This is a genomic window from Polaribacter sp. IC073 (genome assembly GCF_007997075.1).
Lineage (GTDB): Bacteria > Bacteroidota > Bacteroidia > Flavobacteriales > Flavobacteriaceae > Polaribacter.
Genome location: NZ_VORS01000002.1, coordinates 385,640 through 402,617 on the forward strand (window position 1 = coordinate 385,640; position 16,978 = coordinate 402,617).

Consider the following 16,978-nt stretch of genomic DNA (forward strand, 5'->3'; position numbering starts at 1 on the left):
AAATGAATAAATAACAGGAATAATAAGTAACAAATTGTACCAATAAAGAAGCGCTAAAGTTTAACTTTTGTACATTATAAATTGATAAAAGGTAGATTCTTATATTTGAAATGCGTTAAAGATTGATTCAAATAAATTAAATATTTTTTAATTCCGTAACTATTTTTGCAGGATAACAATCTATAAAAACAAATTATTATGTCAATTTTAACAATTATTCTAAGTGTATTATTACCACCATTAGCCGTTTTTTTAAATCACGGAATCGGTAAACAATTTTTATTGAGTGTATTACTTACAATCTTAGGATGGTTGCCAGGTGTTATTCACGCATTGTACGTAAATGGTAAATAAATTATAGTATTTCACAAACTGTTTTAGGTTACATTTTTATTTCTTGAGAAAAATAAATTTTAAAAAATTGAATTATAACAAATTAATTTATAAACACAAAACAGTTTCTATATTAAGTACTTTATTTCAACACAAAAAAAGTGGCCAAACATTCGATGTATTTGGTCACTTTATATTTTATAAATAATTAAGTTTATTTTTGTCTTCCTTTCAACTCTGCTTCAATATCTTTTAAAGTGAATCCTTTCGCTTGCAACAACATTAAATAATGGAACAATAAATCGGCAGATTCATATACAAATAACTCATCGTTATTATCCATTGCTTCAATAACAGTTTCCACTGCCTCTTCACCCACTTTCTGCGCTATTTTATTAATTCCTTTGTCAAATAGACTAGCTACATAAGATTTTTGAGTGTCTTTATTGGCAACTCTTTCTGTTATAACATTTTCTAAAGTTGAAAAGAAGCCAAAGTTTGAATTATTTTCTTCATTCCAACACGTATCAGATCCTTTATGGCACGTTGGTCCATTCGGATTAACAGAAATAAGTAAAGAATCATTATCACAATCTAGCTTTATATCAACTAAATTCAACACATTTCCACTTTCTTCGCCTTTCGTCCACAAACGTTTTTTAGTTCTAGAATAGAACGTAACAAATTTTGTTTCTTGTGTTTTTTTGAATGCTTCTTCATTCATGTACCCCAACATCAATACATTTTTTGTGGTGGCATCTTGAATGATTGCAGGTACTAATCCGTCGTTATTTTTATTGAAATCTATTGTCATTATTTTAATTTTAACTCCATTTTTACATCAGCAGATTCAAAATGAGCATCTACTACTTCTACATGTTTAAAACCTAACTTTTCGTATAATTTTAAAGCACTTTCTAACTTACTACTTGATTCTAACGTAATTATTTCTATATTTTTATCGATACAAATGTCAATACAAATTTGCATTAATTTCTTTCCTATTCCTAACCCTTTGTATCCATTTACAACACCTAATTTCAATATTTCGAAGGTATTTTTATTCACAGGAATTAAACTTATTGTTCCAATAATTTTAGCTTCTAAATGTGCTAAAAAGATGTAACCCCCTTTGTCTAAATACTTTTGAGGGTTGTCTAATAAATCATCATCTGCTTTTTCATACAAATTATGTGCATGCAACCAGTTTAAAGAAATCTCTTTAAATTGTTCATGGTATTTATCTTCGTAACTTTTAATTTGCAACCCTTTCATACCTACTTTTTTGAAATTAAAGTCGAACAGGAATGTTATTCTCTTTTAATTCTTTTTTTAACTCTAAAATAGGTATTTCACCAAAGTGAAAAACACTTGCTGCCAATGCTGCGTCAGATTTTCCAATTTTAAAAGTATCTATAAAGTGTTGTACCGTTCCTGCACCACCAGAAGCAATGATTGGTATGTTTAATTTTGTTGATAATTTAGCTAAAGCTTCATTTGCAAAACCAGCTTTTGTACCATCATTATTCATAGAAGTGAACAAAATTTCTCCTGCGCCCCGTTTCTCTACTTCTTTTGCCCAATCGAATAAATTGAGCTCTGTAGCAATTGTTCCGCCTGCTAAATGCACAATCCATTCTCCATCAATTTGTTTCGCATCAATTGCAACCACCACACATTGATTTCCGAATTTTTCTGCCAATTCATTTACCAAATTGGGTCTTTTTATGGCAGATGAATTTATAGAAACTTTATCTGCACCAGATTTTAACAATAAATCTACATCTGCAATTGAAGAAATTCCGCCACCAACTGTAAACGGAATATTAACTTGTTCTGCAACCTTTAAAACCATTTCTAACATGGTTTTTCTACCTTCTAATGTTGCCGAAATATCTAGAAAAACCAATTCATCAGCACCTAAATCTGCATATTGTTTTGCTAAAACTACAGGATCTCCTGCATCAATTAAATTCACGAAATTAACACCTTTTACAGTTCTTCCGTTTTTAATATCTAAACAAGGTATTATTCTTTTTGTTAACATTATTTCTGTCTTCGTCATTGCGAGGAACGAAGCAATCTGCTCTTAGTAAAGAGATTGCTTCGTTCCTCGCAATAACATTTAGTTCGTTAATATAAAACTCTCTAACTGTTTTAAGCTAATTTTATTTTCATAAATCGCTTTCCCTATAATAACACCTTCACAACCATTTTCTGCTAATTTAGGCAATTCATCAAAGGTCGAAATTCCGCCAGAAGCAATTAATTTCACTTTTTTTACTTCAGATAAAATCTGTTGATAAATTTCGAAACTTGGTCCTTGTAACATACCATCTTTAGAAATATCGGTACAAATTACATACTGAATTCCTTTTTGGTGATAATCAGCAATAAAAGGAATTAACTCTAATGTACTTTCTTCTTGCCAACCATTTGTAGCAATCTTTCCTCCTGAATTATCTGGATAAAAATCGGCTCCTAAAATAATTTTATGAGATCCATATTTAGCAATCCAACTTTCGAAAATTTCGCTATTTTTTACAGCAATACTTCCTCCAGTAATTTGATTCGCTCCTGAATTGAAGGCAATTTCTAAATCTTTATCAGACTTTAAACCACCACCAAAATCAATTTTCAAATTAGTCTTAGAAGCAATTTGCTCTAATACTTTATGATTGATAATTTTACTTGCCTTTGCACCATCTAAATCTACCACATGTAAATATTCAATTCCTGCGGCCTCAAATTCTTTGGCAACTTCTAACGGATTTTCATTATAAATTTTCTTTGTGCTATAATCGCCTTTTGTTAAACGAACACATTTTCCGTCTATAATATCTATTGCTGGTATTATTCTCATTGATTAACTTGTTAAGCAACCCTGAACTTGTTTCAGGGTTTTTTTATTAATTATTGTCATTTCGAAATGAGCCTTTTTAGGCGATTGAGAAATCTTATCATGAGATTCCTAGATTCCTCTCCGTTCCTCATTCGGAATGACATCCGTTATTATTTATAAATTCAGGAAGAACTAATAACTGCTCTTCTTCTTTTACTTTTTTTTGATCAGACCCTTCAGGTTTAAAAACCTGAAGGGTCTATTCTATAACTTCAAGAAATTCTTTAATATTTGTTCTCCTGCTAAACCACTTTTTTCTGGATGAAACTGAGTTCCATAAAAATTATCTTTTTGCAATGCAGATGCATATTCAATTTCATAATCTGTTGTTGCAATTGCTTCTTTACAGTTTTCCGCGTAAAAACTATGTACCAAATACATAAATTCTTTTTCTTTGATTCCTGTAAATAAATCTGATTTCAAATCATAAATTACGTTCCAACCCATTTGCGGAACTTTTACTGCATTTGAAAACTTTTTTATAGCTACATTAAAAATCCCCAATCCTTTTGTATTTCCTTCTTCCGAAAAATTACACATTAGTTGCATTCCTAAACAAATACCCAAAACAGGTTGTTTTAAAGTAGGAATTACGTTGTCTAATCCGCTTTCTTTTAGCATTTTCATTGCAGAACTTGCTTCACCAACTCCAGGGAAAATTATTTTATCCGCAGCTTTTATTTCATCAATATTATTTGATAAAACAGCATTTACTCCTAAACGTTTAAAAGCAAACTGAATACTTTTAATATTACCCGCTCCGTAATCTATAATTACTAATTTCATTTATTCGCTTTTCGCTTTTCGCTCTTGGCAATTAGCTAAAAGCTAAATGCTAAAAAACGAATCGCTAAATTATAACATTCCTTTTGTAGATGGTAAAAACATCTTATTCGCATCTCTTTTCACAGCCATTTTCATCGCTTTTGCAAAAGCTTTAAAGATTCCTTCTATTTTATGATGCTCGTTTGTTCCTTCTGCTTTAATGTTTAAATTACATTTTGCACCGTCTGTAAACGATTTAAATAAGTGGAAAAACATCTCTGTTGGCATGTCTCCAATTTTTTCACGTTTAAAATCTGCTTCCCATTCTAACCAATTTCTTCCACCAAAATCTACGGCAACTTGTGCCAAACAATCATCCATTGGCAAACAGAAACCATAACGTTCAATCCCTAATTTATTTCCAAGTGCTTTGTTAAACAATTCCCCAAAAGCAATCATGGTATCTTCTATGGTGTGGTGTTCATCAACTTCCAAATCTCCATCAACCTTAATCGTTAAATCCATATTTCCATGTCTTCCAATTTGGTCTAACATGTGATCAAAAAAAGACAAACCCGTAGCAATATCATTTTTACCAGAACCGTCTAGATTTAATTTGATATAAATCTTCGTTTCATTCGTGTTTCTAGTAATTTCAACAACTCTGTCTTCTAATTTTAAAAACTGATAGATTTCTGACCAATCTGCACTCGTTAAAGCAATACAGTCTAAAATTTCTTGCTTTGACGTTTCTATTTCATCGGCTCCTAATTCTGAATCTTCCGATAAAAAGATGCCTTTTGCTCCTAAATTCTTTGCCAACTCCATGTCTGTAATTCTATCTCCTAAAACAAACGAATTTTCTAAATCATACTCCTCAGAAAAATACTTCGTTAGCAAACCTGTTCTTGGCTTGCGAGTTTCTGCATTTTCATGCGGAAATGTTTTATCAATGTAAACATCTGTAAAAATGACTCCTTCTTTTTCGAAAGCAGCCATCACTTTATTTTGAGCTGGCCAGAAAGTGCTCTCTGGAAAACTATCCGTTCCCAAACCATCTTGATTGGTAACCATCACCAATTCATACTCCAATTCTGAAGCAATTTTTGCCATGTATTGAAATACTTTCGGATAGAATTCTAACTTTTCTAAACTATCTAATTGATAATCTACTGCCGGTTCTAAAACTAACGTACCGTCTCTATCTATAAATAATACTTTTTTGCTCATGATTTTATTTTATAGACCTCACAGGTTTTAAAAATCTGTGAGGTCTTTTTATTATATTATTAAATGGCTGTTAAAACTGAAATTAATTTCTCATTCTCTATTTGTGTTCCAATAGTAAAACGCAAACAATTTTCACATAAAGGTTGTGTGGTTCTATTTCGAATTACAATGCCTTTAGCTATTAATTGATTGTACCTTTTGGTAGCATCGTCTACTTTTACCAAAACAAAATTACAATCTGTTGGATAAATTATTTTAATAAAAGAAACCTTTTTTAAAGCTTTTAATAGTGCATTTCTCTGATTGATAATTTCTGAAACCTCTTTTTCAACTTCATCAATTTTCAACAATCTTTCAACTGCTTTCTGCTGCGTTAACTCGTTAACGTTGTAGGGCGGTTTTATCCTATTTAAAATGCTTATAATTTCTTCGGAAGCATAACAAACTCCCAATCTAATTCCTGCTAAACCATACGCTTTCGATAGCGTTTGTGTAATTACTAAATTTGGAAATTTTTCTAGTTTCTCTAACCAACTTTTTTCTTCAGAGAAATCAATATAGGCTTCATCAATCACCACCAAACCATTAAATCTATGCAATAATTCTTCAACAATCTTTGTAGAAAAACTATTTCCCGAAGGATTGTTAGGTGAACATAAAAACAAGATCTTACTATTTGCATCAACTTCACCTAAAATTTGTTCAACTTTTGGTTGAAAATCTTCCGTTAATAAAACAGTTCTATTTTCTATGGCATTTATATTCGCAAGAACAGCATACATACCGTACGTTGGTGGTAATGTAATAATATTGTCTGTATTAGGTTCGCAAAAAGCTCTAAAAATTAAATCTAAAACTTCATCACTTCCATTTCCTAAAAGAATATTTTTCTTGTTGCTATTCTTAATATCTGCTAATAATTCTTTTACATTATGTTGCTGAGGATCTGGATAGCGATTTACTCCATTTTCAAACGGATTTTCATTCGCATCTAAAAAAATCATTTCCTTAGAAGTTGCATCTTTATATTCATCTCTTGCAGAGGAATATGGTTTTAGAGATTTTATATTTTCTCTAATGAGATTATTTAAATTGAATTGAATCATATTTATAAAGACTTTTACAATCTTAATTATTTATTCTAAATGTCATGTTGAAATGAACTTTTTAGCAATTGAGAAATCTCTATATTACTAGAATTTTACTCGCTCGCTTCGCTAGATAATTTCAATCAAAATATATTTTGATTTATTAGCGTTCGGAATGACAAAATTGTTAATTCTTATTTTAAATCTTTTAAACGAATTGAAACTGCATTTTTGTGCGCCTGCAATCCTTCTGCTGCTGCCATTAATTCAATAGATTTCCCTATCGTTTTAATTCCTTCTTTCGATATTTTCTGAAAGGTGATGCTCTTAGTAAAACTGTCTAAGTTTACACCAGAATACGATTTAGAAAATCCGTTTGTTGGTAATGTATGATTTGTACCTGAAGCATAATCTCCTGCACTTTCTGGCGTATAATTACCAATAAAAACAGAACCTGCATTTTCTATATTCTCTATATAAAAATCGTTGTTATTTGTGCAAACAATAAAGTGTTCTGGACCATATTCATTAATTAAATCTAATGCTATCGCATCATTTTCTACAAAAATAGACTTCGAATTATTGATTGCTTTTTGAGCGATTTCTAGTCTTGGCAGGTCTAAAATCTGTTTTTCAATTTCTTTTTCTACTTCAGCAATTAACTCTTTAGAAGTTGAGACCAAAATAACCTGACTATCGGCACCATGTTCTGCCTGACTTAATAAATCTGAGGCGACATAACTTGCATTCGCAGTAGCATCTGCCACCACTAATAATTCACTTGGGCCAGCTGGCATATCAATTGCAACGCCATATTTGGTTGACAATTGTTTAGCAACCGTTACAAACTGATTTCCGGGACCAAATATTTTATACACCTGCGGAATGGTTTCTGTACCAAACGTATAACTCGCAATTGCTTGAATTCCGCCAACTTTAATGATTTTTGTAACGCCACATAAATGTGCAGTATACAAAATTGCTGGGTGAATTTTTCCTTCCTTATTTGGTGGAGAACACAATACGATCTCTTTACAACCTGCTATTTGAGCGGGAACTGCCAACATTAAAACTGTTGAAAATAAAGGTGCTGTTCCTCCCGGAATATACAAACCCACTTTTTGAATAGGTCTTTTTTCTTGCCAACAAACAACTCCGTTTGCCGTTTCTACAAAAACTTTCTCCGTTTTTTGTGCAACATGAAACTTTGTAATATTTTCTTTTGCAAGTTGAATTGCTTCTTTTAATTCTGAAGAAACCAATGTTACAGCTTCTTTAATTTCATCTTCTGAAACCAAATTGTTTTCTAAAGAAACACCATCAAATTTTTGAGTGTATTTATTTACAGCAACGTCTCCATTTTTTTGAATGTCTGAAAAAACTTCGTTTACAACACTTTCGATATCATCCACTTTTTTTGTTGGTCTCTCTAATATTGTATTCCAATCTTTTTTGGATGGATTGTTTATGATTTTCATAATTTACGATCTCTTATAAATTTGCTCTAGCGTTAGGGATTGTAGCATTTGTTTGAGCTCTTTTTTCTTTTTTTTAGAAAAAAAGCGAGTGCGAAAAGCCCGTTTAAACGCCCAAATTAAAATATTTCACTTCTGGATACTGAAACAAGTTCTGCATCCTTTATTTTTTTACAAAAATTAAAGCACCATTTTCTCAATAGGACACACTAAAATGCCTTCTGCCCCATTTTCTTTTAATCCATCTATAATCTCCCAAAACTCATTTTTAGAAATTACGGTGTGTACAGAGCTCCATCCTTTTTCTGCCAAAGGCAAAACAGTTGGGCTTCTCATACCTGGTAATAAACTTAAAATAGCATCTAATTTTTCATTTGGAGCATTTAACAATACATATTTAGAATCTTGTCCTTTTAAAACAGACTGAATTCTAAATTGAATTTTAGTTAAAATAGCTCTTCTTTCTTCGGATATTTTTGGAGATACAGCTAAAACTGCTTCCGATTTTAATAAAACTTCAATTTCTTTTAAACCGTTTTTAAATAAAGTTGAACCACTGGATACAATATCACAAATTCCGTCTGCTAAACCAATGTTAGGTGCAATTTCTACAGAACCGCTTATGGTGTGTAATTGTGCTTCTATATTTTGTTCTTTTAAAAACTTTTTAACGGTTTCTGGGTAGGAAGTAGCAATTCTTTTTCCGGCTAAATCTTTCAATGAATTTGCTTCAGATTCCTTTGGTACCGCAATAGAAACTTTACATTTAGAAAAACCTAAACGCTCTACAAATTCTAAATCGTTCCCTTTTTCAATTAACACATTTTCACCAATAATGGCTGCATCTACAACTCCGTCTCTTAAGTATTGCGGAATATCTCCGTTTCTTAAATAAAAAACTTCAACAGGAAAATTTCTTGCGGACGCTTTTAATTGATCGATACCATTGTCTATAGAAATACCAATGTCTTTTAAGATTCTCATTGAATCTTCATTTAATCTTCCTGATTTTTGTACTGCAATTCTTAAATTACTCATTTTCTGTTTTTTTTGATGCTCGAGCAAATACGGTTTTAAATAAAAAAAACCCGTTTGATTTGCTCAAACGGGTTTATAAATATCTTGATTTTATTCAATACACTTTTAGATCGCTTGCTTGCAATTATAAAAATGATGATGATGAAATTGAATAAATGTCATGTCTTTATTTATATTATGCAAATATCTAAATTTTATTCTATGTATTCCAATATTATTGAAGAAATTTTTGTAAAAAAATAAAATTTATCATTTTCTTGCTATTTGTTAGATTTTATCTTTTTAAAACTAAAAAAACCGAACTTAGAATGTTCGGTTTTTAGAATCCTTAATTTTGTAAAGATTACATCATAGAAGCTGCAATCTTTTTATAAGTTCCGTTTTCTAACAATTCTCTAATTGCAGAAAAAGCGGTAATTGTTTCGTCTATATCTTCTTGTGTGTGTGTTGCCGTTGGTATTAATCTTAAAATAATTAATCCTTTAGGAATTACAGGGTACACTACAATAGAACAGAAGATACCGTGGTTTTCACGTAAATCATTCACCATTGCCATTGCTTCAGGAATTTCTCCTTTTAAGAATACAGGTGTAATACATGTTTGCGTTGTTCCTAAATCGAAACCAGCATCTCTTAAACCAGATTGTAAGGCATTTGTATTTTCCCAAAGTTTCTCTTTTAACTCTGGCATTGTTCTAATCATGTCTAGACGTTTCAAAGCACCTTTAACCATTGCCATTGGCAAAGATTTTGCAAACATTTGAGAACGTAAATTATATTGTAAATATTGAATTACATCTTTATTTCCTGCTAAGAAAGCACCAATACCTGCCATAGATTTTGCAAACGTTGCAAAATAAATATCAATATCATCTTGTACTCCTTGCTCAAAACCAGTTCCTCTTCCATCTTTTCCTAGCGTTCCGAAACCATGTGCATCATCAACCAAAAATCTAAAATTATATTCTTTTTTAAAAGCTATAATTTCTTTTAAACGACCTTGCTCTCCACGCATTCCAAAAACCCCTTCTGAAATCACTAAAATTCCACCACCCGTTTTTTCTGCCATTTTAGCGGCACGTTTAATGTTTTTTTCAAAACTTGCCATATCGTTATGACGATACACAAAACGCTTACCAGAATGCAAACGAACACCATCTATAATACAAGCATGCGTGTCCATATCATATACAATAATATCATTTTTCGTAACCAAAGCGTCTATTGCAGACATAATACCCTGGTAACCAAAGTTTAATAAATATGCTTTTTCTTTCGCTACAAACTCTGCACATTCTTCCTCTAGTTGCTCATGAAAAGGTGTGTGTCCAGACATCATTCTAGCGCCCATTGGGTATGCTAAACCGTGTTCTGAAGCCGCGTCTCCATCAACTTTTAAAACCTCTGGATGGTTTGCTAAACCTAAATAATCATTAATACTCCAAGTAACTACCTTTTTTCCATTGAAAGACATTCTATTTGAAATAGGCCCTTCTAATTTTGGAAATACATAATAGCCTTCTGCTTTATCTGCCCATTTACCTAATGGACCTTTATCTTTAACTATTCTATCAAATAAATCTGTCGTCATTTTATCATCTGTTTTTACAGTTTGCAAAGTTAACATTTTTTAACAATTAACACAATTGGATATAGGTACCAAAATTTGGTTGTTTTTTAGTCTAAAAAACCTTGTTCTTTCATCCATGTATCGCTATAAATTTTATTCATATATCTAGAACCGTGATCTGGAAATATTACAACTACAAAACTGTCTTTATTAAAAAAATTCATGGCTGCATACTGCTTGGTAGCTTGAATTACAGCACCACTTGTATATCCGCAAAACAACCCTTCTTTCTTTACAATTTCTCTTGCTGCAAAGGCAGATTCTTTATCAGAAACTTTTTCATAAACATCAATTACATCAAAATCTGTTGCCGTTGGTATTAATGTTTTTCCTAAGCCTTCAATTTTGTAAGGTTTAATTTCATTCGTGTCAAAATCGCCAGTTTCATGGAATTTTTTAAGTACCGAACCAATGGCATCAACCCCTAAAATTTTAATAGCAGGGTTTTGTTCTTTTAAATATTTCCCTACCCCAGAAATAGTTCCTCCAGTACCACTTGCAGCTACTAAATGCGTTATTTTACCTGCTGTTTGCTTCCAAATTTCTGGCCCCGTAGTTCTGTAATGTGCTTCAATATTTAATTCATTAAAATATTGATTGATATAAACTGAGTTCTTTGTTTTTTTGTGAATTATTTTTGCTACCTCGTAGTAAGACCTTGGATCATCTGCGGCTACATTTGCTGGACAAATATGCACTTCTGCTCCCATTGTTTTTAATAAATCGATTTTATCCTGAGAAGTTTTATCACTTACAGCTAAAATGCATTGGTACCCCTTTACAAGACTTATCATTGCCAAACTAAAACCTGTATTACCAGAAGTAGTTTCTACAATTGTAGCGCCTTTTTTAAGGATTCCTTTTTTTTCTGCATCGTTAATAATGTGCAGTGCGATTCGATCTTTTGAGGAGTGACCAGGATTAAAAGATTCTACTTTAGCAAAATAAGAACCTTTTAAATTCTTTGTTATTTTATGAAGTTTAATAAGTGGTGTTTCTCCAACTAAATCTAAAATACTATTGGCAATTCCGTTATTTTTTGTCATTCTTAATTCATATATAAAACGTCATTACAAGAGACATGACGAGTTAATCTTGTTTAAAAAAAGATTGCTTCGTTACCTTTGTAATGACGCTTTATAGTCTTTTTATAGACTGCAAAAGTACATTTTCGTTTTGATATATGAAATTGATTCTAAAGCTTAATTAATTATTCCTCTAATTTATTTTCTAAAGCTAACAAGAATGTGTAGTCTTTCGCGGTTTCTTTTAACGCATCAAATCTACCAGAAGCGCCACCATGACCAGCTTCCATGTTTGTTCTTAACAGCAATAAATTGTCATCTGTTTTTAGTTCACGCAATTTAGCAACCCATTTTGCAGGCTCCCAATATTGTACTTGAGAATCGTGAAAACCTGTGGTTACCAAAATATTAGGGTATGCTTGAGATACCACTTGGTCGTACGGTGAATATGACTTTATGTAATCGTAGTATTCTTTATCATTCGGATTTCCCCATTCGTCATATTCTCCTGTAGTTAAAGGGATAGAGTCATCTAACATGGTAGAAATTACATCAACAAAAGGTACCGCGGCAATAATACCGTTATACAATTCTGGATTCATATTTACAATTGCCCCCATTAACAAACCACCGGCAGAACCACCCATAGCGTATAAATGTTTTGCAGAAGTGTAATGATTATCAATTAAATATTTAGAACAATCTATAAAATCTGTAAAGGTGTTTTTCTTTTGCAACATTTTACCATCTTCATACCAATCTCTCCCTAAGTATTCACTTCCACGAATGTGTGCCAAAGCATACACAAAACCTCTGTCTAACAAACTTAAACGTGTGGTAGAGAAGCCGTCTGGAATAGTATAGCCATAAGAACCATACGCATATTGTAATAAAGGTGTACTTTCATCTAGCTTTGTGTCTTTATGATACACCAAAGAAATAGCTACTTTTTTTCCGTCTCTTGCTGTTGCCCAAACACGTTTACTTAGGTAGTTTTCTTTCTTAAATTTTCCGCCTTGAACTTCTTGTTCTTTTTTAATTTCTTTCGATTGATCGCTCATATTAAAATCGACCACAGAAGCAGGAGTTGTCATCGAATTATAGGCGTAACGAATTACATGTGTGTCGAAATCTGGATTTGAATACACCCCTACAGAATACGTTTCTTCATCAAAAGGTAAATAATAATCTGCTGAATTGTCCCAACGCTTTATCCGTACTTTATTTAACCCATCTGTGCGTTCCTCTAAAACTAAATACTCTTTAAATATTGAAAAATCTTCTAATAAGGTGTCTTCTCTATGCGGAATTACATCTACCCAGTTTTCTTTTTCAGTATTAGAAATAGGTGTTTTCATCAATTTAAAATTGATGGCATTGTCTTTATTTGTAAGGATATAAAAATCATCTCCAAAATGAGAAACACTATATTCTAAATCTCTTTCTCTAACTTGAAGCATTGTAAATTCTCCGGTAGGATTGTCTGCATCTAAATACTGCGCTTCTGTAGAAACCGTACTATGAGAACCAATAAGAATGTATTTATCGGATTTTGACTTTGTAACATAGGTTCCAAAAGTTTCGTCTTTTTCATGAAAAACTTCAACATCTTCAGAAGTTGGTGTTCCTAAAACATGCCTAAAAATCTTTTCACTTCTTAGAGTATGCGGGTCTTTCTTGGTGTAAAAAATAGTCTTATTGTCATTTGCCCAAACAGAACCACCTGTGGTATTTTCTATAATATCCTTATAAATCTTACCAGTTTCTAAATTTTTAATTCGTAAAAAATATTGTCTTCTACTAACGGTGTCTGTTGCAAAAACAGCCAACTTATTATCATTAGAAATATTTAAACCACCTAATTGAAAATAATCGAAATCTTTCGCCAATTCATTTACATTGAACATAATTTGTTCTTCTGCTTCTAAATTGTCTTTTTTTCTACTATAAATAGGATATTGCATTCCTTTCTCGAAACGCGAAATATAAAAATATCCATTGTCTTTATAAGGCACAGAAGAATCATCTTCTTTAATTCTACCTTTCATTTCTTCGAATAGATTCTCATCAAAATTCTTAGAAAACGCAGTTATTTTATCGTGATACGTATTTTCTTCCTCTAAGTAATTAATTACTTTCTGGGTTTGTTCATCTTTAACATCCCCTAATTTCTGTTCATCAGTCAAACGCATCCAAAAATAGTTGTCTATTCTTACATCTCCGTGTTTTTCTAATTTAGTGGTTTGTTTGTCTGCTGTAGGTGTTTTTGCATCTATATTTTTCATGGGATCATTTTTACAAGCGGTTGCAAAAATAAGATTTATAACAATGCTTATAACAAATAATTTTCTCATTTTTAGTTGATTTATGTATCCTTACAATTTACTAAATTTGCAGCTAACTTAATCTTAAAAAAAATAGACATGTTTGGAGACTTATCTGGAATGATGAATAAATTAAAAGACGCGCAACAAGAGGTTGAAAAAACAAAAACAAGATTAAATTCTGTTTTAATTGATGAAGCTTCAGCAGACAATAAAATTAAAATTACACTAACGGCAAATAGAGAAATTAAAAATATTTCTATTCATGAATCTTTACTTTCGGATGCCGAGGAGTTAGAAGATTTTCTAATTCTTACCTTAAACAAAGCGATTGCTAAGGCTTCTAAAATTAATGAAGATGAAATGGCGGCAGCTGCTAAGACAAACATGCCAAATATTCCTGGGATGGACATGTTTAAATAGTACATTTTCTAAAACATCATAGCATAACTCATATGAGTTATTTTTAACAGTTTTTAAACTAAGATGCCTCTTGTAAAAGAGGTATTTTTGCATTCTAAATATAACATCGATTATGATAAAAGAAAAAAAGAAAACATCTGTAGGAAAGAAAATACTTAAATGGACGGTCTCTATTTTTTTAGTTTTAATAATTACTTTAGTTTCGATTCCGTTTTTATTTAAGGATAAAATTGTTGCAATGGTTTCTAAAACTATTAATAGCAATATAAATGCAACTGTTAGTTTTAATGAATCTGATTTAAGTTTGTTTCGAAATTTTCCGATGGCAAGTTTAAAAGTGAACGATATTGCTGTTGTGAACAAAGCACCTTTTTTAGGAGACACTTTGTTTAATGCTAAAGAACTAGATATAAATCTAAAGATTACAGAACTTTTTAAAAGCGCTAATGAAACTTTAAAAATAAATAGTGTTTCTGCAGAAAACGGAACAGTAAACATTCTTTTCAATAAGGATAATTTTGGTAATTATAACATTGCTAAAGAAGGCAATACAACTTCAGAAAATTCAAAAAACGCACTTTCTTTAGACATCACAGCCTATGAATTAAAAAATATTCAGTTTAATTATTTTGATGAAATTTCTCAAATAAAATTTATTGCAGACAGTATTTACCATACAGGAAAAGGAAATTTTGCCAAAGATATTTTAGATTTAGATACCAATACCGAAGCTAAAATTTCTCTAGATATAGAAAATGTAAATTATCTAAATAAGATACCTGTAAAATTAGATGCTCTTTTAGGAATTGACTTAAAGAACTTAAAATATACATTTAAAAAAAATACAGGCTACATCAACCAATTGCCATTAGAATTTGATGGGTTTATTCAGCTGGTAGACGGCAATCAGCTGTATGACATGACGTTTAAAACGCCAACCTCAGACTTTAAAAATTTACTAGCATTATTACCAAAACAATATTCAGGTAATTTAAGCACCCTAAAAACAGAAGGAAACTTCGATTTGAAAGGCGTGGTAAAAGGAACCTATTCTAAAACGACAATTCCAACTTTAGACATTTCTTTTATTTCTAAAAATGCGATGTTTAAATATGCAGATTTACCAAAAGCCGTAAATAATATAAATATTGATGCAACTATTATTAATAAATCAGGTTTTATAAAAGACACTTACGTTGCCATTAATCAAACGTCATTTAAAATTGATCAAGATATTTTTAGTGCAAACGGTAACATTTCAAACTTAACAAAAAACGCGACTGTAAACTTAGAAGCAAAAGGAAATATAAATTTAGCTAACATTAGTAAAGTATATCCTGTTGCTTTAAAAAACGAATTAGAAGGAATTTTACAAGCAGATATTATTACAAAATTTGATATGAATTCTATTGAAAAAGGAAACTATCAAAACATAAATAATAAGGGAAATATTACCGTTTCTAACTTCAAATACAAAGGTGAAGATGTTGCAAATCCGTTTTTTATTGATAAAACTTCGGTTACTTTTAACACGAATACCATAAAATTAGAAGAATTTAATGGTAAAACGGGTGCTTCCGATTTGGCTATTCAAGGAAACTTAGAAAACTTTTATGGATTCCTATTTAAAAATCAAAAATTAAAAGGAAATTTCAATCTTAACTCAAATACTTTTAAGGTAGATGATTTTTTAGCGAAGAGTGAAGCAACTACTAAAACACAAGAAACTTCTAGCTTAAAAATTCCTGCTTTTTTAGATATTACATTAAACACCAAAGCAACAGAAGTAATTTACGATAACATTCATTTAGCAAATGTGTCTGGTGTAATTCTCATAAAAGATGAAACAGTTCGTCTAAAAGATTTAAAAACGGCAGTTTTTGGTGGTAATATTGGTTTTAACGGAATTGTTTCTACCAAAGGAGATAAATCTAAATTTACGATGGATTTGAATCTGAAAGAATTAAATATTTCAGAATCTTTTAGCAGTTTAGAAATGCTAAAGTCCATTGCTCCTATTGCTAAAGTTATTGAAGGTAAAATAAACTCGAGCGTAAAAGTTTCTGGAGATTTAGATGGCAATATGACGCCTAATTTAAAATCTATTACGGGTGAATTATTCGGAAAATTATTAAATCCGAAGTTGAATGGAAGCAATTCTAAGATGCTTACCTTATTAGAAAAAAATGTTGATTTTATAAGTTTAGATAAATTAAATTTAGACGGAATTAATGCACTGTTAACCTTTAATAATGGTGAAGTAAGTGTAAAACCTATCAATCTAAATTATAAAGATGTAGGTATTGTAATTGATGGTAAACATGGTTTCGACAACACTATGAATTATAATGTTACGTTTGATGTACCTGTAAAGTACTTAGGAAACACCGTTACAACTGCTTTGGCTAAACTAACCCCAAAAGATGCCGAAGAAGTTAAAAGTATTCCAGTAAAAGCGATTTTAACAGGTAGTTTTTCGAGTCCTAATTTTTCTTCAAATATTAAAAATGCAACGGCAGATTTAATGAAAAATATTATAGAAAAGCAAAAACAAAGCTTAATAAATCAAGGAAAAGATAAAATAAATGATCTAATTTCTGGCGGAACTAAAAAAGATTCAATAAAACCTACAGATAAGACAAAAGACAAAATAAAAGATGTTCTTGGCGGACTCTTCGGAAAGAAAAAAGATACTCTTAAGAAAAATTAATCATAAAAAAACGGAAGCAATTTGCTTCCGTTTTT

Annotated in this window: 15 protein-coding genes; 3 read left to right on the forward strand and 12 right to left on the reverse strand. The window is 31.0% G+C overall.

Annotated features, from left to right (window positions below):
* Positions 1-198: 198 nt before the first annotated feature.
* Entirely contained in the window at positions 199-354 is a 156-nt protein-coding gene (locus ES045_RS04560; protein ID WP_147113081.1) for a YqaE/Pmp3 family membrane protein, read from the forward strand.
* A 193-nt stretch (positions 355-547) separates the two neighbouring features.
* Here the strand turns inward: ES045_RS04560 and hisIE are convergent, their stop codons facing one another.
* The 12 genes from hisIE to ES045_RS04620 all read right to left on the reverse strand — a co-directional run bounded on the left by hisIE (position 548) and on the right by ES045_RS04620 (position 13,771).
* Positions 548-1,147 (reverse strand): bifunctional phosphoribosyl-AMP cyclohydrolase/phosphoribosyl-ATP diphosphatase HisIE, encoded by a 600-nt coding sequence (gene hisIE, locus ES045_RS04565; protein WP_147113084.1) that lies wholly within the window; start codon positions 1,145-1,147, stop codon positions 548-550.
* Positions 1,147-1,608, reverse strand: a complete 462-nt coding sequence (locus ES045_RS04570; protein ID WP_147113087.1) for a GNAT family N-acetyltransferase — start codon at positions 1,606-1,608, stop codon at positions 1,147-1,149. Before ES045_RS04570 ends, hisIE begins: the two co-directional genes overlap by 1 nt.
* Positions 1,609-1,624: 16 nt before the next feature.
* The gene (gene hisF, locus ES045_RS04575) at positions 1,625-2,380 is read right to left on the reverse strand and encodes an imidazole glycerol phosphate synthase subunit HisF (RefSeq protein WP_147113089.1); all 756 of its coding nucleotides are present in this window, start codon (positions 2,378-2,380) and stop codon (positions 1,625-1,627) included.
* A gap of 78 nt (positions 2,381-2,458) precedes the next feature.
* Entirely contained in the window at positions 2,459-3,196 is a 738-nt protein-coding gene (gene hisA / locus ES045_RS04580; RefSeq protein ID WP_147113092.1) for a 1-(5-phosphoribosyl)-5-[(5-phosphoribosylamino)methylideneamino]imidazole-4-carboxamide isomerase, read from the reverse strand.
* Between the two features lie 243 nt (positions 3,197-3,439).
* A complete protein-coding gene (gene hisH, locus ES045_RS04585) occupies positions 3,440-4,021 on the reverse strand; it encodes an imidazole glycerol phosphate synthase subunit HisH (RefSeq protein ID WP_147113095.1) in 582 nt (193 codons plus the stop codon).
* A 69-nt stretch (positions 4,022-4,090) separates the two neighbouring features.
* Positions 4,091-5,230, reverse strand: coding sequence for a bifunctional histidinol-phosphatase/imidazoleglycerol-phosphate dehydratase HisB (gene hisB / locus ES045_RS04590; protein ID WP_147113097.1), 1,140 nt, complete (start codon positions 5,228-5,230; stop codon positions 4,091-4,093).
* A gap of 59 nt (positions 5,231-5,289) precedes the next feature.
* On the reverse strand, positions 5,290-6,336 hold the full coding sequence (hisC, locus tag ES045_RS04595) for a histidinol-phosphate transaminase (RefSeq protein WP_147113100.1): 1,047 nt from the start codon (positions 6,334-6,336) through the stop codon (positions 5,290-5,292).
* 176 nt (positions 6,337-6,512) lie between these two features.
* The gene (hisD, locus tag ES045_RS04600; RefSeq protein ID WP_147113103.1) at positions 6,513-7,796 is read right to left on the reverse strand and encodes a histidinol dehydrogenase; all 1,284 of its coding nucleotides are present in this window, start codon (positions 7,794-7,796) and stop codon (positions 6,513-6,515) included.
* Positions 7,797-7,973: 177 nt separating this feature from the next.
* Positions 7,974-8,831 (reverse strand): ATP phosphoribosyltransferase, encoded by an 858-nt coding sequence (hisG, locus tag ES045_RS04605; RefSeq protein WP_147113105.1) that lies wholly within the window; start codon positions 8,829-8,831, stop codon positions 7,974-7,976.
* 343 nt (positions 8,832-9,174) lie between these two features.
* Positions 9,175-10,422, reverse strand: a complete 1,248-nt coding sequence (locus ES045_RS04610) for an aminotransferase class I/II-fold pyridoxal phosphate-dependent enzyme (protein WP_147113450.1) — start codon at positions 10,420-10,422, stop codon at positions 9,175-9,177.
* A gap of 86 nt (positions 10,423-10,508) precedes the next feature.
* Positions 10,509-11,507: a PLP-dependent cysteine synthase family protein gene (locus tag ES045_RS04615; RefSeq protein WP_147113108.1), complete on the reverse strand. Its 999-nt coding sequence runs from the start codon at positions 11,505-11,507 to the stop codon at positions 10,509-10,511.
* A 164-nt stretch (positions 11,508-11,671) separates the two neighbouring features.
* Entirely contained in the window at positions 11,672-13,771 is a 2,100-nt protein-coding gene (locus tag ES045_RS04620) for a S9 family peptidase (RefSeq protein ID WP_147113110.1), read from the reverse strand.
* Between the two features lie 138 nt (positions 13,772-13,909).
* Between ES045_RS04620 and ES045_RS04625 the strand changes: the two genes are divergently transcribed.
* Together ES045_RS04625 and ES045_RS04630 are read left to right on the forward strand one after the other, a co-directional pair.
* A complete protein-coding gene (locus ES045_RS04625; RefSeq protein WP_100945208.1) occupies positions 13,910-14,233 on the forward strand; it encodes a YbaB/EbfC family nucleoid-associated protein in 324 nt (107 codons plus the stop codon).
* A 112-nt stretch (positions 14,234-14,345) separates the two neighbouring features.
* Positions 14,346-16,943 (forward strand): AsmA-like C-terminal region-containing protein, encoded by a 2,598-nt coding sequence (locus ES045_RS04630; protein ID WP_189663029.1) that lies wholly within the window; start codon positions 14,346-14,348, stop codon positions 16,941-16,943.
* Positions 16,944-16,978 lie beyond the last annotated feature (35 nt).

Coding starts and splice junctions, on each gene's coding strand:
- ES045_RS04560 (WP_147113081.1), top strand. CDS start 199: ATGTCAATTTTAACAATTATTCTAAGTGTATTATTACCACCATTAGCC.
- hisIE (WP_147113084.1), bottom strand. CDS start 1,147: ATGACAATAGATTTCAATAAAAATAACGACGGATTAGTACCTGCAATC.
- ES045_RS04570 (WP_147113087.1), bottom strand. CDS start 1,608: ATGAAAGGGTTGCAAATTAAAAGTTACGAAGATAAATACCATGAACAA.
- hisF (WP_147113089.1), bottom strand. CDS start 2,380: ATGTTAACAAAAAGAATAATACCTTGTTTAGATATTAAAAACGGAAGA.
- hisA (WP_147113092.1), bottom strand. CDS start 3,196: ATGAGAATAATACCAGCAATAGATATTATAGACGGAAAATGTGTTCGT.
- hisH (WP_147113095.1), bottom strand. CDS start 4,021: ATGAAATTAGTAATTATAGATTACGGAGCGGGTAATATTAAAAGTATT.
- hisB (WP_147113097.1), bottom strand. CDS start 5,230: ATGAGCAAAAAAGTATTATTTATAGATAGAGACGGTACGTTAGTTTTA.
- hisC (WP_147113100.1), bottom strand. CDS start 6,336: ATGATTCAATTCAATTTAAATAATCTCATTAGAGAAAATATAAAATCT.
- hisD (WP_147113103.1), bottom strand. CDS start 7,796: ATGAAAATCATAAACAATCCATCCAAAAAAGATTGGAATACAATATTA.
- hisG (WP_147113105.1), bottom strand. CDS start 8,831: ATGAGTAATTTAAGAATTGCAGTACAAAAATCAGGAAGATTAAATGAA.
- ES045_RS04610 (WP_147113450.1), bottom strand. CDS start 10,422: ATGACGACAGATTTATTTGATAGAATAGTTAAAGATAAAGGTCCATTA.
- ES045_RS04615 (WP_147113108.1), bottom strand. CDS start 11,507: ATGACAAAAAATAACGGAATTGCCAATAGTATTTTAGATTTAGTTGGA.
- ES045_RS04620 (WP_147113110.1), bottom strand. CDS start 13,771: ATGAAAAATATAGATGCAAAAACACCTACAGCAGACAAACAAACCACT.
- ES045_RS04625 (WP_100945208.1), top strand. CDS start 13,910: ATGTTTGGAGACTTATCTGGAATGATGAATAAATTAAAAGACGCGCAA.
- ES045_RS04630 (WP_189663029.1), top strand. CDS start 14,346: ATGATAAAAGAAAAAAAGAAAACATCTGTAGGAAAGAAAATACTTAAA.